Origin of the sequence: Citrobacter sp. RHBSTW-00029 (assembly GCF_014104295.1) — a bacterium.
In the GTDB taxonomy this organism is placed as follows: Bacteria; Pseudomonadota; Gammaproteobacteria; order Enterobacterales; family Enterobacteriaceae; genus Citrobacter; species Citrobacter youngae.
Genome location: NZ_JABXRT010000001.1, coordinates 1,946,905 through 1,961,030, shown reverse-complemented (window position 1 = coordinate 1,961,030; position 14,126 = coordinate 1,946,905). Strand labels below are relative to the sequence as shown.

The window sequence follows — 14,126 nt, the reverse complement described above, 5'->3', positions numbered from 1 at the left end:
TGACTCTTATGATGTGTCGTGCCAAGGCTCGACGTTACGGAGTCGATAGATGAAACTCAATTATCCTTTACTGGCGCTGGCGATAGGTGCGTTTGGCATTGGAACGACCGAATTTTCTCCTATGGGGTTGCTACCCGTCATTGCCAAAGGCGTGGATGTATCCATTCCGGCCGCCGGGATGTTAATCAGCGCGTATGCGGTAGGCGTGATGGTTGGCGCCCCGCTGATGACATTACTGCTGTCCCATCGTGCGCGTCGCAATGCGCTTATCTTCCTGATGGCCATTTTTACGTTGGGTAATGTACTTTCGGCGATATCTCCGGATTACACGACGCTGATGCTGTCGCGCATTTTGACCAGTCTTAACCACGGGGCATTTTTCGGCCTTGGCTCTGTGGTTGCCGCAAGCGTGGTGCCCAAACACAAACAGGCCAGTGCCGTAGCAACCATATTTATGGGGTTAACAATTGCCAATATTGGCGGTGTTCCCGCAGCAACCTGGCTTGGGGAAACCATCGGCTGGCGTATGTCCTTTATGGCGACGGCGGGACTGGGTGTTATCGCCATGGTCAGCCTGTTCTTCTCATTACCCAAAGGTGGGGCAGGAGAGCGCCCGGATGTCCGCAGCGAACTGGCGGTACTCATGCGTCCGCAGGTGTTGTCGGCTCTGCTGACGACCGTTCTGGGGGCCGGGGCGATGTTTACGCTTTATACCTACATCTCACCCGTGCTGCATAGCATTACTCATGCTACACCGGCGTTTGTCACCGCTATGCTGGTGCTGATTGGCGTTGGGTTCTCTATCGGTAACTATCTGGGGGGTAAACTGGCTGACCGTTCGGTTAACGGTACGCTAAAAGGCTTTTTACTGCTGCTGATGATTATTATGCTGGCGATACCTTTCCTTGCGCGTAATGAGCTGGGTGCGGCCGTGAGTATGGTGGTGTGGGGTGCAGCAACGTTTGCGGTGGTTCCGCCGCTGCAGATGCGTGTGATGCGCGTTGCCAGCGAGGCGCCTGGATTGTCATCGTCAGTTAATATTGGCGCGTTTAATCTGGGGAATGCCCTGGGAGCGGCGGCTGGTGGGGCGGTAATTTCCGGAGGGTTGGGCTACAGTTTCGTACCGGTAATGGGGGCGATTGTGGCGGGACTTGCGCTACTGCTGGTCTTTGTCTCGGCAAGGAAACAAGCGGAAGAAGTCTGCAACGCAACGAATTAAAAACAAAAACGCAGAAGGGAAACCCTTCTGCGTTGTCATCTTATGCTGCGAAGTTTTTCGCAACAAATTCCCAGTTCACCAGTGCCCAGAAGTGTTCCAGGTAGCCAGGACGGGCATTACGATAATCGATGTAGTAAGCATGTTCCCACACGTCAACGGTCATCAGCGGCGTCGCGTCAGTCGTCAGCGGTGTACCTGCGTTGGAGGTGGACACGATAGCCAGTTTGCCATCCGTTCCTTTGACCAGCCAGGTCCAGCCAGAACCGAAATTCTTGATAGCGGCATCGGTGAATTGTGCTTTGAAGTCTGCAAAGCTGCCAAAGGAGGCGGCAATCGCTTCGGCCAGTTTACCGGTTGGCTCGCCACCTGCGTTCGGGGCCAGGCAGTTCCAGTAGAACGTGTGGTTCCAGACCTGGGCTGCGTTATTGAATACACCACCTTCAGAGCTACGTACGATCTCTTCCAGTGATTTACCTTCAAACGCCGTGCCTTTAATCAGGTTATTCAGGTTAGTAACGTAAGTCTGGTGATGTTTGCCATAGTGGTATTCCAGCGTTTCGGCAGAAATGTGCGGTGCCAGAGCATCTTTGGCATACGGTAATGCAGGTAATTCGAACGACATTGCTTCTCTCCTTATTATTTATATTGAGTACACACAATAGCCTCATTGTGAGTAAGGATAGGGTAGCAAATTGAAAGGTTATGCAAAAGAAGAACTTACCCTACAGCATATTCTGTAGGGTAAGTTTTTAGCGAATTGTTTTCGGCGTCATTACACGGCGAGCGCCCACGTAGTGGCGTTGCCAGTAATCTTCGCTCAGAGAGGTTATTTGAATTTCCTGACCGCTGCGTGGAGACTGGATAAATTTACCATTGCCGACATAGACGCCAACGTGGTCGGCGGTACCGCGACCTTGCGTGCGGAAGAAGACCAGATCACCGTTTTTCAGTTCGCCACGTTCAATCGGCGCAGCGTCGCGCAGGTGATACATTTCATTGGCGGTACGCGGAATACGGAACTTGACCAGATCTTTGTATGCGTAATAAACCAGCCCGCTGCAATCAAAACCGGTTCTGGGTGAGGTGCCCCCCCAACGGTAAGGTTTGCCGATTTGGTTCATCAGGGTAGACATGGCGGTTTTGGTTGCTTTCTGTACTTTCACTTTATGTACATCAGCAACGGCTGTTGGCGCAGTCGTCTTCACTTTTACACAACGTGGCTTATGACCTTTGCGCGGGGTACATTTTTCAGTCCAGGTGACGGCGGGGGATTGTATTGCCGCTGTTTTACTACGACGGTTTGCTGTTTTCGTCGATTTTGCCGGAGTCGCTGTGCGTTTTTTGGAGGAGGAAGCCGTTTTCGTACTGGTTTTACTGGTGTTTTTTGTCGCCGTTTTCTTGTTGGTTTTTGTTGCTTTTTGGCTGGCTGTTGCGCTTTTCTTTTTATCTACCGTCTTGACGGTGTGGGAAGCGGTAGGTGTCGTCCTGGCCTGCTTGGAAGCATGAGCCATAGGCGTAAAAGGCAGTGTGGTAAAAAGTAAAGCACAGAGCGTGATCGAGATTCGGTTTATCCGCGCCACTGAGCAGTCCTCTGGTAAGGCAGGTCTATCGTGCCTGCGTGTGATTTTCAAAACTTGACGATTCTAATCTATAGAAAGAGGGAAAGTTAATAGCTTTTTTCGTTTAAAACTACGTTTCGTAACCGACCGCAAAAAAAAACAGCAATTCAGGGCGTAATTGGTGAACAGATAATCAATTCCACAGGCTCCATGCGGATAAATGAGATTGTGAATGCAACTTTTAACGACAGGCGATAAAATAATATCGCGTAATGAAAATGTTATTTTCCGTTACCTGCCTGACCCGCTACAATGTCAGACTACTGCCGTAAAAGAAGTTTAAGGAAGCAAGATAATGAGCACCACTATCGAAAAAATCCAGCGCCAGATCGCTGAAAACCCGATTCTCCTGTACATGAAAGGTTCCCCAAAACTGCCAAGCTGCGGTTTCTCTGCTCAGGCTGTGCAGGCGTTGTCCGCCTGTGGTGAACGTTTTGCTTATGTTGATATTCTGCAGAACCCGGATATTCGCGCCGAGCTGCCGAAATATGCCAACTGGCCGACTTTCCCACAGCTGTGGGTTGATGGTGAACTGGTAGGCGGCTGTGACATTTTAATTGAAATGTACCAGCGCGGGGAGTTGCAGCAGTTGATTAAAGAAACTGCGGCGAAATACAAAACCGAAGAGCCAGACGCTGAGTAATTTTAGCGGAAATAAAAAAGCGACCTGTGATGGTCGCTTTTTTTATCGGTCCGTTATGCTTCTTCGGGCATGGGAAGAGGCCAACCGCCGAGGCGTTTCCAGCGGTTAACGATTTCGCAAAACAGAACGGCTGTCCGTTCTGTGTCATACAGCGCCGAGTGCGCCTGAGTCCCATCAAACTCCATTCCTGCAGCCAGACAGGCTTTTGACAGTACTGTTTGCCCCAGCGACAGGCCGCTTAATGCTGCCGTATCAAAGGTGACGAAGGGGTGAAACGGATTACGTTTCAGTGAAGCGCGTTCTGCTGCAGCCATCATAAAACTGTGATCAAATGTCGCATTGTGCGCCACCATGATAGCCCGATTACAGCCGCTATCTTTGATACCTTTACGCACCATTTTGAAGATGGCATGCAGCGCGTCGTACTCGCTGACCGCGCCACGCAGCGGGTTGCTCGGGTCGATACCGTTAAATGCCAGCGCTTCGGGTTGTAAATTCGCCCCTTCAAACGGTTCAACGTGGAAATGTAACGTCATGTCCGGCATCAGCCAGCCTTGTTCATCCATTTTCAGAGTGATGGCTGCAATTTCAAGCAGCGCATCGGTTTTGGCGTTAAATCCTGCTGTTTCGACATCAATGACGACAGGATAAAAACCACGAAAACGGTCACACAGACCGGAAAGTTGAGCGTTATCGGACATCTGGGTCTCTTAATACGGGAAAATTGCAGCGCGTATTATGGCAAAATGATGAGTATAAAACTACGGGCACAGACGATCTGCGCCCGAGGGGAGGTTAGTCGCCCAGACCGCGGCCGGCGTCTTTTTCTTCGATCAGCTCAATTTTATAGCCGTCCGGATCTTCAACAAACGCGATCACTGTTGTGCCGCCTTTTACCGGACCCGCTTCACGCGTTACGTTACCGCCGTTTTGACGAATACGTTCACAGGCCTCTGCCGCGTTATCTACGCTCAGGGCGATATGACCGTAGGCTGTGCCCAGCTCATACTTATCGACACCCCAGTTATAAGTCAGTTCGATCACCGCTTCGCTGGTTTCCGGGCCGTAGCCGACAAAGGCCAGAGAGTACTTGTATTCAGGGTTTTCGCTGGTACGCAGCAGCTTCATGCCCAACACGTTAGTATAAAACTCGATGGAACGCTGCAGGTCACCCACGCGCAGCATGGTATGAAGTAAACGCATCTTTTTCCCCTTCGAAAATGGCTAATACATTCAAAATGTTGTTTTAGTATAGCGGCGTTGTTACGCCGCTATCAATGGCAGAACTGAGTTTGTGAGGTTACAGGGTAGGATAATCGGTATAGCCTTCAGCACCGCCGCCGTAGAAACTTTCCGCACGCTGTGGATTGAGCTCGGCTTTACGCTGCAGACGTGCAACCAGATCCGGGTTAGCTATGTAAGCACGACCAAAGGCAACAGCATCGATCAGACCTTTCTCGATCAGTGATTCGGCTTTCTCTGGCGTATAGGCGCCCGCACCAATAATCGGACCGTGGAAACGGGCGCGAACTTTCTCGCGGAACGCGTCTGAATACGGTTCGCCACCAGCCCAGTCTGGCTCGGACATGTGCAGATAAGCAATGCCGCGTTTGCCCAGTTGTTCAATCAGGTACAGAGCATCAGCCTCTTCATTCGGACCGTTGTCGACGTTCTGGAACGAGCCGATAGGGGAAACACGAATACCAATGCGATCGGCACCCCATTCTTTAATACCGGCATCAACCACTTCCAGCACAAGACGCGCACGATTTTCGACGCTACCGCCGTATTGATCGGTACGCTGGTTAGAGGTTGGCGACAGGAACTGGTGCAGCAGGTAGCCGTGGGCAGAGTGTAGTTCAACCATGTCGAAACCCGCTTCGCGCGCGTTGGCTATTGCCTGACGGAAGTCATTTACGATGCCTGGGATTTCTTCGGTTTCCAGCGCACGCGGCATTGAGGTATCGACACGTGTTGCCTGGCCATTTTCATCGCGCAGTGAGGTGCGGGTACCGGCGCTAATCGCAGAAGGCGCAACCGGTGCCTGACCATTTGGCTGCAGACTGGCGTGAGAAATGCGCCCGGTGTGCCACAACTGAACAGCAATATGACCTTGCTCAGCATGTACGGCCGCAGTGATTTTTTTCCATGCGGCAATCTGTGCTTCGCTGTGTAGCCCCGGCGCCCCTGCGTAGCCTTTCGCCTGGGCGGAGATCTGCGTCGCTTCACTGATAATAAGACCTGCGCTGGCGCGTTGACGGTAATACTCGGCCATCAGCGGAGTAGGGATGTCGCCCGGCTCGATGCTGCGCAGACGCGTCAGTGGCGCCATGAATATGCGGTTCGCTGCCGTAATGGCGCCCACTTTCAGTGGGGAAAACAGTTTTTCAGATGACATGTGGCACTCCTGAATAGACCGGTCGTCTAGTAATAAAGGAAATAAAAACGCCTGTTAAACGGCAGGCGTTGTAATGATGGTTTTAACGTGCGCCAGCGCATTTTCCAACGGAGTGGCGCTACGAGAAATCTTGGCCTGGAGGTTGGCGCCCAGCCACAATGCATACAGCACCTGTGCCTGCTGTAACGGCTCGCCAACAAAGGACAGACAGTGATTGCCCCGGCCTTTCTCCAGCGCCTGCGCTAACAGCGCAATAATGTGCCGTGCACCTTTATCCATCGCTGTGCGCATATCCTCTGACAGATCGCACACTTCGGCAGACAGCTTAACGGTTAAACAGCCGCTGATAATGCCGTGCTGGCTAAACTGGTTCAGGGTTTCCTGATAGTAGGCCAGGATACGGTTGCGGTAATTCCCCGCCCCTGTAGCAAAATGCGTAGCCAGTCGCTGATGATAGGCCGCATAGTGGCGTTCCAGCATCGCGACGCCGAACGCTTCTTTCGAGCGAAAATAGTGATAAAACGAACCTTTAGGAACTTCAGCGGTTTTCAGTAGTTCGCTTAAGCCCATGCCGGTGAAGCCGCGCTGCATACACAGCAGCTCGCCGGTCGCCAGCAGATGTTCGCGTGTATCGTGTTCAGTGACTTTGTTCATGGGAAAAAGTGTAATAGACCAGTCGGTCTAATGCAATAGCCCTTGCGAGAAATTCAGTTAACGTCTTCAATAGGTATATCAATCTTACTAAAGGAGGGGATGTGGCCGAACAGCTGGAGTTTTTCCCTGTCCAGAGCCCATGCCGTGGAATATGTCAGTCTGACGAACGCGGATTTTGCCGTGGCTGTTTTCGCAGTCGGGATGAGCGTTTTAACTGGCAGAAAATGAGCGATGCCCAAAAGCAGGAGGTACTGCGGCTTTGTCGCCAGCGCCTGATGCGTAAATTACGCGCAAACAAATCCAACCCGCCGGAAGAACCGCAACAACCTTCACTCTTTTAAAAGCGTAATTGCGTATACTCGATGCACATTCACTTATAAGGAAGCTGCTATGGTTCAGCGTATTACTATTGCGCCGCAAGGCCCGGAATTTTCGCGCTTTGTGATGGGGTACTGGCGCCTGATGGACTGGAATATGTCCGCACGTCAGCTAGTCAGCTTTATTGAGGAACATCTCGATCTGGGTGTCACGACTGTCGATCACGCGGATATTTATGGCGGATACCAGTGTGAGGCGGCGTTTGGCGAGGCGATGAAACTGGCACCGCACCTGCGTGAAAAAATGCAGATTGTGACCAAATGCGGTATTGCCACGACGGCGAAAGAGGAAAACGCGCTGGGTCATTACATCACTGACCGCGCCCATATTATTGCCAGTGCCGAACAGTCGCTGAAGCTGCTGGCAACCGATCATCTTGATCTGCTGTTGATCCACCGTCCCGATCCGTTAATGGATGCAGACGATGTGGCGGAAGCTTTCAAGACATTACATCATAGCGGTAAGGTGCGCCATTTTGGTGTCTCTAACTTCACGCCATCACAGTTTTCACTGCTGCAATCGCGATTACCCTTCACCCTGGCAACCAATCAGGTCGAAATTTCACCGGTGCATCAACCCCTCCTGTTGGATGGGACGTTAGATCAGCTGCAACAACTGCGTATCCGTCCAATGGCCTGGTCCTGCCTCGGCGGCGGTCGCTTGTTTAATGACGATGCGTTCCAGCCATTACGAAATGAACTTGCCGTGATAGCAGAAGAACTGAATGCACAGTCCATAGAACAAGTGGTGTATGCGTGGATCCTGCGTCTGCCGTCGCAGCCACTGCCGATTATTGGCTCGGGTAAAATCGAACGTGTGCGTGCTGCAATTGAATCAGAGTCATTGAACATGTCTCGCCAGCAGTGGTTCCGTATTCGTAAAGCGGCGCTCGGTTACGACGTGCCTTAATCACGTATTCAGCGTTCCGTCGTTCAAATTTGTGTCACTGGATTACACTTATCAGTCAGACACCTGGATGACGGAGGTTGTATGAAACGTTTGAGTTTAGCCATCATCACGTTATTGGCCTGTGCAGGTGCACAGGCTGCCAGTGAGAAGGTGGTGATGAATCTGGTGACGTCGCAGGGCGTTGGCCAGGAGATTGGTACGGTCACTATTGCCGAATCCGCAAAAGGGCTGGAGTTTACGCCTGATCTTAAAGCACTGCCACCGGGTGAACATGGTTTTCATGTGCATGCTAACGGCAGTTGCCAACCCGCTATCAAAGAGGGTAAAGCCTCAGCAGCAGAATCGGCTGGCGGTCATTATGATCCGCATAAAACTGGCAAGCATGAAGGTCCGGAAGGCGCAGGTCACATGGGTGACCTGCCATTGCTGGTGGTAAATAACGAAGGGAATGCGACAACGCCGGTTGTTGCGCCGCGGCTCAAAACGCTCGACGAGGTAAAAGGTAAGGCGCTGATGATCCATGTGGGTGGCGATAATATGTCCGATCAACCGAAACCACTTGGCGGCGGAGGTGCGCGCTACGCCTGTGGTGTTATCAAGTAATCAGCGACTCAGCGTGCCCGGTGGCGGCGCTTGCTCAAGTTGTGAAAGTGAGCAGTGTAGTCGCCAGATAAGGGCCGATAACTCCTGCGCTGCGGGCTGATGATGATGGGCCAGTGCATCACAGATGCGCTGGAGTTCGTTAAGCGTGGCATTCAGCGGACGTTGCTGCACGCCACGTTCACTCATCACATCGCGTAACAGTGATATACACACATCCCTGACGCGCGCCAACGGATCTGATCGTGCCTCCCAGACGCGAAGTTGCCATACCACGTGTGAGCAGTTCAGTAGCACCACTCCCCAGCGTAGTAACCAACGTCGCGCCAGTGCATCCTGGCTGTTGCTGAGCTGGCTGACATGATGATAGGTCAGTGACTCAAACTCATTTTCACTGAGTGACGGATGGCGGCTAAGTTGATCAACAAAGTTACGCCGTAACGCGCGAATATGACGGCGGCTCTTTCTCGCATCAGAACCTGGCCGCAGAATGGCAAAAGCCAGCCACGACAGAGCGACGCCCGTGATCTTCGCCGTATTGTCATTCAAAAAAACTGCAAAATCATAGACGGGAGGATTGGTCACCGCGATGAACGATCCCATAAAGACGATCAGCTGTCCCCAAAGCCCCGCCAGTTTCGGCATCTGTAATTTTAACAACTGCATGGTGGCAAGCAGTGGGAAGAGAAACAGAATGAACTGCCAGAGATCGGTAATTTGTACCATCAGACCGAATTTCACCACAAAACTGAACAGCGACAGCAGGACCAGCGTGCGCATCAGCAAAGAGAGTGATTTGAAGGGGGCTGCTACGGCGGAATACAACACGCAGCTGATGGCGGCAAGTGTCAGAGCCCCGGAGCCTGATTCCCATTGTGCGCCAATGCTCCACGCGCCGATTGCCATCAGCGTAATGAAGGTACGCAATCCGCTCCAGAGAGCCTCCGCGTTATCGGTATGACGGGCAAGACCCGGCGTGCGCTCAATATTGATATTATCGACCGTAACCCCCTTTTCCAGTAAGCGCAGATAATGGCTGCTTTTCAGATAGATACGGCAAAAATAGCGCAGACGCTGCCAGAAGGCGACGTGCCGATAGTCATGCTGATCGACGGGGCACAGCGGGGCGATAATCCGCGCGACGGCGTAGCTGTCGGTATCGGGTTTTACCAATGCGTTCAGCAACTGCTCAATGACATTCCGGGTATTTGCCGGAGGATTGGGCCAGTTCAGTAGCATCCGCCGCAGGCTGGAAATTACGCTGGTCAACCGCAACTGCTGGTGTAACAACGCATTGAGCAAGGTATTTTGACGGCGAAAACGGTAGTGGCTCCAGAACGCCTGAATACGTAGCAGATTCATGGTCAGGATTTGGCCGATCACCCCTTCATGGGCGGTGCGGATAGCATCTGTGGTTTCTGGCTGCCAGAGTAAACTGGCATGCTCCAGCAAACGTGCATGCATATTTTTCAATGCGGTCAACAGCGTGGTGCCATCGGATGTACTGGGCAGGATCATCATCATCAAGCCGCCACACAGGATCCCGACAATGACTTCGCACACACGTGCCTGGGCGATATCCCACAGTTGCGTAACCTCTGTAATATGCACCATTGGAAACGCAATAATCGCCGCGGTATAGCCTGCCAGTTGAAAAGCGTAGGCCACGTTGTTGGTGAAATGCGCGCACGCCCAGGTACAAAAACCGATCCAGACTGACATGCTCAACAGAAACAGCCACGGTTCATTGAGTGTATGGCCGGCTATAATCAATGCGGCCGTTGCACCAAGTAAACTGCCCGCGATACGCCCCAGACTTTTGCTGATCACGCCACCAACGGTTGGAAAACTGACTACCGCTGCTGATGTCATCGCCCAGTAGGGTTCGTCCAGATTGAGGTAATAGGCGAAGGTTAGCGCCAGACACATCGCAATAGTATTACGCAGCGCGTAACGCCATTGTCCGCTCGTGGCTTTAAACCACGGCAGAATGGCTGGTGTCAGGCGGGGCAGTTTCATTTTTGCTGGCCGATGGACACGCTACAGGTTGTCCCCGAAACCAGCGTAACATCGTGCGGAAGGGTATCAAATTCGATACGAACAGGAACCCGCTGCGCCAGACGGACCCACGGAACGTTTGGTTTGATGTCAGGAACCAGACCGGAATTGCTTTCCACGCTCTGATCATAAATAGCGCGACCAATGCTGGAAACGTGACCCTGTAACTTAATGTTGCCGCTGTAGAGAGTGATTAGAGCAGGTGCCCCGTCTTGAATATGGCGTAGCTTGGTTTCTTCGAAATAGCCCATGACATAAAAAGAGTGACTGTCGACCAGAGCAAACAGCGGTTTACCCGTTGAGGCGTAGTCTCCGGTACGGGTTGATAGATTGGTGACCCAGCCTGTGACCGGGGCTTTGACTACCGTTTGCGCCAGTTGCCACTGAGCATGGCGCAAGCTGGCCTGGGCTGCGGCAACAGTCGCCTGCATGGCTTTTACATTGAGCAGTGCACTGTCCAAATCTTCTGCCGAGATGAAATTTTGCGACAAATTGCGGCGACGTCTGGCTTCATTATCGGCTTTGGTCAGATCGGACTGCGCTTTGGCCAGCTGAGCCTGTGCATTCAGCTCAGCTATTTGGAAAGGGGTCTTGTCGATAACAAAAAGAATATCGCCTTTGTTAACCAGTTGATTATCTTTAATGTTGAGTTCACTAATGCTGCCAGAGATTTGTGGTGTGATGCTGACCTGTTCAGCGCGGACTTTTCCGTCACGCGTCCATGGAGATTGCATATAGTAATTCCACATCCACCACCCGGCGAGGACGGCGATGACAGCGACTATAATAGTGGAGAAGTATTTAATGGTTTTAAGCGACATAATCACCACGCAATCAACATGACAAAGGCCAGACACACGCAAAGCGTAAAGAGGGACAGATCCATTAACAGGGGATGCCAGATTTCGCCAGAATAGATCCAGTCGCGTAGCAGGCGATGAACAACTAGCCAGAGGATAAATCCTGCAACAAACGCCTTGAAAATAGGGGGGAAGTAGACAGATGCTCCGATCATTAAATCTTGTAGGGGCAATCCTGTTGCATTAAACATAAACTTCACGGGCAAAATCCTTGGCGAAAAGAGCGTTGCTATAGGTTTAGCAAAAAAAGGGACAATGTGTCTCTGTAACGCATAATGTCTGAAAAAATGTCATCCGGTAAGCAAATTTGGCAATACATTTGTTTTGGGAATACAAATGCTGCACACTATTCTAAAATCAGCACAATAACTTAGCAAGCTAATTATAAGGAGATGAAATTGGAATCGCCATTAGGTTCTGATCTGGCACGGTTGGTGCGCATTTGGCGTGCTCTGATTGACCATCGCCTGAAACCTCTGGAGTTGACGCAGACGCATTGGGTTACGCTGCACAACATTCATCAGTTGCCACCGGATCAATCACAGATTCAACTGGCTAAAGCGATTGGTATTGAGCAGCCTTCATTGGTGCGTACACTCGACCAGTTAGAAGAAAAGGGACTCATTTCACGACAGACTTGCGCCAGCGATCGTCGGGCAAAGAGAATTAAATTAACGGAGAAGGCCGAACCGCTGATTGCTGATATGGAAGCGGTTATCAATAAAACGCGCGGCGAAATTCTGGAAGGGATTTCCGCTGAGGAAATTGATCTGCTGATAAAACTGGTCGCCAGACTGGAACACAATATCATTGAACTGCAGTCGCAGGGCTAAAGCGATCAAAACGACGTGTGGCCAGAGGCTGACCACACGTGAATTCGATTAACGTGGAGACACGGTAACCTGGCTACCATTGTTAGCCATAACAACGCGCTGACCCGCAGAGAATTTGGTCGCACCCTGCTTCTGAACCACCATAATGGTATTACCGTCATCCTTACGAATTTCCAGTTCTACGCCCTGGGTTTTATTCATCGCGCCTTGTACGCCCTGGCCTGCTACGCCACCAGCAACCGCACCTGCAGCTGTCGCTAATGAACGACCGGTACCGCCGCCTACGGTGTTACCGAGGAACCCACCCAGCACAGCACCACCAATAGCGCCAATCACGTTTGCGTCGTCACCACCCTGGATTTGCACCGGACGAACATGAACAATCGTACCGTAGGTAACGTTCTGAACTTGTTTCGCTTCGGATGCGGTATACACGTCACCGGAAAGGCTATCATTGTTAACGCAGCCCGCTAAAGATACGCCCATTAATGAAACAATCAGCACACGTTTAATCATTTACAAATCTCCTTTGTCACCACGAAACGCTAATAAAGCACTCCTCATGGCTAAATTATATGGCATTTGTGAGCCTAAGGTCACATGTTCTACTGGAACAATATGAAAATCTTAACCGAAATCGGGTTAACCGAGTATAAACGAATCATTCATCACAGTGATGGAATTTAGCGGTTACTGGAAAGATTAACCTGCAAAAATCATCAAGGAAGCATGGAATTAGTCGACACTTTATGGTGGAGTGTCAAGGCTAATTTGCTTAAAAGGATGACGTATGAAATCGGGCCGTTTTATCGGAGTGATGTCTGGAACCAGCCTTGATGGTGTGGATGTTGTGCTGGCGGCGATAGATGAAACGATGGTTGCGCAGCAGGCAAGTCTGACATGGCCCATCCCCGTTCATGTAAAACAGGCCATTCTGGATATTTGTCAGGGGCAGCAACTGACGCTTTCCCAATACGGTCAACTGGACACGCAGTTGGGGCGTTTGTTCGCTGATGCGGTGAACGCGTTGCTGCAGCAGGAAAAATTAAAACCGCAGGATATTGTCGCGATCGGCTGTCATGGGCAAACCGTGTGGCATGAACCGACAGGAATTGCGCCACACACGTTACAAATTGGTGATAACAACCAGATTGTAGCGCGTACCGGGGTAACGGTGGTCGGTGATTTTCGTCGGCGCGATATCGCGTTAGGTGGACAGGGGGCACCGCTGGTTCCCGCTTTTCATCAGGCGTTGCTGGCGCATCCAACGGAACGCCGGATGGTGTTAAATATTGGTGGTATTGCCAATCTGTCACTGCTCATTCCAAAACAACCGGTTCGGGGGTATGACACCGGCCCGGGCAATATGCTGATGGATGCGTGGATTTGGCGGCAATGTGGCCAACCTTATGATAAAGATGCACAGTGGGCCTGCTCGGGTACAGTGATCCTGCCACTGTTGCAAACGATGCTTAACGATCCGTATTTCTCTGCACCAGCGCCAAAGAGTACGGGGCGCGAATATTTCAATTATGGCTGGATTGAACGCCATCTGGCGCAGTTTCCGGGAATTCGCCCACGAGACGTACAGGCGACTTTGGCTGAGCTGACGGCCGTGACGATTTCCGAGCAGGTCCTGTTGAGCGGTGGGTGTGAACGGTTGATGGTATGTGGCGGCGGTAGTCGCAATCCACTTCTTATGATGCGTCTGGCGGCGCTGCTGCCAGGGACGGAAGTGACCTCCACCGATGAAGCCGGGATCAGTGGTGATGATATGGAAGCGTTGGCCTTTGCCTGGCTGGCGTGGCGTACACTCGCGGGACTGCCGGGCAACCTGCCTTCGGTGACCGGTGCATCTGAGCCCAGCGTTTTAGGGGCTATTTTCCCCGCCAATCCACGAACTCAGAGTTAACTGAAATTATTTCAGGCGCTATACCGATAAACTAGGGATGTTA

16 protein-coding genes and 1 pseudogene are annotated in these 14,126 nt (G+C 51.6%); 7 read left to right on the top strand and 10 right to left on the bottom strand.

All coding sequences use genetic code 11. The features are described from left to right. The first annotated feature begins 49 nt into the window (after window positions 1–49). Window positions 50–1,219, top strand: a complete 1,170-nt coding sequence (locus tag HV041_RS09725; protein ID WP_121584601.1) for an MFS transporter — start codon at window positions 50–52, stop codon at window positions 1,217–1,219. Between the two features lie 40 nt (window positions 1,220–1,259). Here HV041_RS09725 and sodB read toward each other — a convergent pair whose 3' ends face one another. Then, window positions 1,260–1,841, bottom strand: coding sequence for a superoxide dismutase [Fe] (gene sodB, locus HV041_RS09720; protein ID WP_048211764.1), 582 nt, complete (start codon window positions 1,839–1,841; stop codon window positions 1,260–1,262). A gap of 127 nt (window positions 1,842–1,968) precedes the next feature. Next, a complete protein-coding gene (locus HV041_RS09715; RefSeq protein WP_048211763.1) occupies window positions 1,969–2,799 on the bottom strand; it encodes a C40 family peptidase in 831 nt (276 codons plus the stop codon). A gap of 334 nt (window positions 2,800–3,133) precedes the next feature. On the opposite strand from HV041_RS09715, the gene grxD reads away from it, so the two are divergent. Next, entirely contained in the window at window positions 3,134–3,481 is a 348-nt protein-coding gene (gene grxD, locus HV041_RS09710) for a monothiol glutaredoxin 4 (RefSeq protein ID WP_003832760.1), read from the top strand. 53 nt (window positions 3,482–3,534) lie between these two features. Here grxD and rnt read toward each other — a convergent pair whose 3' ends face one another. The 4 genes from rnt to HV041_RS09690 all read right to left on the bottom strand — a co-directional run bounded on the left by rnt (window position 3,535) and on the right by HV041_RS09690 (window position 6,533). Further along, window positions 3,535–4,182 (bottom strand): ribonuclease T, encoded by a 648-nt coding sequence (gene rnt / locus HV041_RS09705; protein ID WP_048211762.1) that lies wholly within the window; start codon window positions 4,180–4,182, stop codon window positions 3,535–3,537. Window positions 4,183–4,276: 94 nt separating this feature from the next. Next, window positions 4,277–4,684 (bottom strand): lactoylglutathione lyase, encoded by a 408-nt coding sequence (gloA, locus tag HV041_RS09700; protein WP_003029198.1) that lies wholly within the window; start codon window positions 4,682–4,684, stop codon window positions 4,277–4,279. Window positions 4,685–4,781: 97 nt separating this feature from the next. Next, window positions 4,782–5,879, bottom strand: a complete 1,098-nt coding sequence (locus tag HV041_RS09695) for an alkene reductase (protein WP_048211761.1) — start codon at window positions 5,877–5,879, stop codon at window positions 4,782–4,784. 54 nt (window positions 5,880–5,933) lie between these two features. Next, complete coding sequence (locus HV041_RS09690) at window positions 5,934–6,533, bottom strand: TetR/AcrR family transcriptional regulator (RefSeq protein WP_121584602.1); 600 nt, start codon at window positions 6,531–6,533, stop codon at window positions 5,934–5,936. A gap of 101 nt (window positions 6,534–6,634) precedes the next feature. On the opposite strand from HV041_RS09690, the gene HV041_RS09685 reads away from it, so the two are divergent. The 3 genes from HV041_RS09685 (at window position 6,635) to sodC (ending at window position 8,423) form a co-directional block, all read left to right on the top strand. Further along, window positions 6,635–6,874, top strand: a complete 240-nt coding sequence (locus tag HV041_RS09685; protein WP_048211759.1) for a DUF1289 domain-containing protein — start codon at window positions 6,635–6,637, stop codon at window positions 6,872–6,874. Window positions 6,875–6,923: 49 nt separating this feature from the next. Next, the gene (locus HV041_RS09680) at window positions 6,924–7,820 is read left to right on the top strand and encodes an aldo/keto reductase family oxidoreductase (protein WP_048211758.1); all 897 of its coding nucleotides are present in this window, start codon (window positions 6,924–6,926) and stop codon (window positions 7,818–7,820) included. An 81-nt stretch (window positions 7,821–7,901) separates the two neighbouring features. Continuing rightward, the gene (sodC, locus tag HV041_RS09675; RefSeq protein ID WP_005127180.1) at window positions 7,902–8,423 is read left to right on the top strand and encodes a superoxide dismutase [Cu-Zn] SodC; all 522 of its coding nucleotides are present in this window, start codon (window positions 7,902–7,904) and stop codon (window positions 8,421–8,423) included. Here the strand turns inward: sodC and HV041_RS09670 are convergent. From HV041_RS09670 to HV041_RS09660, 3 genes and pseudogenes are all read right to left on the bottom strand, one after another. Beyond that, window positions 8,399–10,439, bottom strand: a pseudogene (locus tag HV041_RS09670) (FUSC family protein). The gene sodC and the pseudogene HV041_RS09670 overlap by 25 nt on opposite strands. Beyond that, a complete protein-coding gene (locus HV041_RS09665; RefSeq protein ID WP_048211756.1) occupies window positions 10,436–11,299 on the bottom strand; it encodes an HlyD family secretion protein in 864 nt (287 codons plus the stop codon). The pseudogene HV041_RS09670 and the gene HV041_RS09665 overlap by 4 nt, the downstream one beginning before the upstream one ends. Before the next feature lie 2 nt (window positions 11,300–11,301). Further along, on the bottom strand, window positions 11,302–11,538 hold the full coding sequence (locus tag HV041_RS09660) for a DUF1656 domain-containing protein (RefSeq protein ID WP_005127177.1): 237 nt from the start codon (window positions 11,536–11,538) through the stop codon (window positions 11,302–11,304). Window positions 11,539–11,730: 192 nt separating this feature from the next. Here HV041_RS09660 and slyA point away from each other — a divergent pair, with 192 nt between their 5' ends. Next, on the top strand, window positions 11,731–12,171 hold the full coding sequence (gene slyA, locus HV041_RS09655; protein ID WP_019076732.1) for a transcriptional regulator SlyA: 441 nt from the start codon (window positions 11,731–11,733) through the stop codon (window positions 12,169–12,171). Between the two features lie 48 nt (window positions 12,172–12,219). Here the strand turns inward: slyA and slyB are convergent, their stop codons facing one another. Then, complete coding sequence (gene slyB / locus HV041_RS09650; RefSeq protein ID WP_003029175.1) at window positions 12,220–12,687, bottom strand: outer membrane lipoprotein SlyB; 468 nt, start codon at window positions 12,685–12,687, stop codon at window positions 12,220–12,222. Window positions 12,688–12,961: 274 nt separating this feature from the next. Between slyB and anmK the strand changes: the two genes are divergently transcribed. Next, entirely contained in the window at window positions 12,962–14,083 is a 1,122-nt protein-coding gene (anmK, locus tag HV041_RS09645; RefSeq protein WP_048211755.1) for an anhydro-N-acetylmuramic acid kinase, read from the top strand. Window positions 14,084–14,126: the final 43 nt, after the last annotated feature.

Excerpts from the sequence above, each read along its gene's own strand:
- grxD (WP_003832760.1), top strand. The coding sequence starts at position 3,134 with ATGAGCACCACTATCGAAAAAATCCAGCGCCAGATCGCTGAAAACCCG.
- HV041_RS09695 (WP_048211761.1), bottom strand. The coding sequence starts at position 5,879 with ATGTCATCTGAAAAACTGTTTTCCCCACTGAAAGTGGGCGCCATTACG.
- gloA (WP_003029198.1), bottom strand. The coding sequence starts at position 4,684 with ATGCGTTTACTTCATACCATGCTGCGCGTGGGTGACCTGCAGCGTTCC.
- sodC (WP_005127180.1), top strand. The coding sequence starts at position 7,902 with ATGAAACGTTTGAGTTTAGCCATCATCACGTTATTGGCCTGTGCAGGT.
- slyA (WP_019076732.1), top strand. The coding sequence starts at position 11,731 with ATGAAATTGGAATCGCCATTAGGTTCTGATCTGGCACGGTTGGTGCGC.
- rnt (WP_048211762.1), bottom strand. The coding sequence starts at position 4,182 with ATGTCCGATAACGCTCAACTTTCCGGTCTGTGTGACCGTTTTCGTGGT.
- HV041_RS09680 (WP_048211758.1), top strand. The coding sequence starts at position 6,924 with ATGGTTCAGCGTATTACTATTGCGCCGCAAGGCCCGGAATTTTCGCGC.
- anmK (WP_048211755.1), top strand. The coding sequence starts at position 12,962 with ATGAAATCGGGCCGTTTTATCGGAGTGATGTCTGGAACCAGCCTTGAT.
- HV041_RS09665 (WP_048211756.1), bottom strand. The coding sequence starts at position 11,299 with ATGTCGCTTAAAACCATTAAATACTTCTCCACTATTATAGTCGCTGTC.
- sodB (WP_048211764.1), bottom strand. The coding sequence starts at position 1,841 with ATGTCGTTCGAATTACCTGCATTACCGTATGCCAAAGATGCTCTGGCA.
- HV041_RS09690 (WP_121584602.1), bottom strand. The coding sequence starts at position 6,533 with ATGAACAAAGTCACTGAACACGATACACGCGAACATCTGCTGGCGACC.
- slyB (WP_003029175.1), bottom strand. The coding sequence starts at position 12,687 with ATGATTAAACGTGTGCTGATTGTTTCATTAATGGGCGTATCTTTAGCG.
- HV041_RS09725 (WP_121584601.1), top strand. The coding sequence starts at position 50 with ATGAAACTCAATTATCCTTTACTGGCGCTGGCGATAGGTGCGTTTGGC.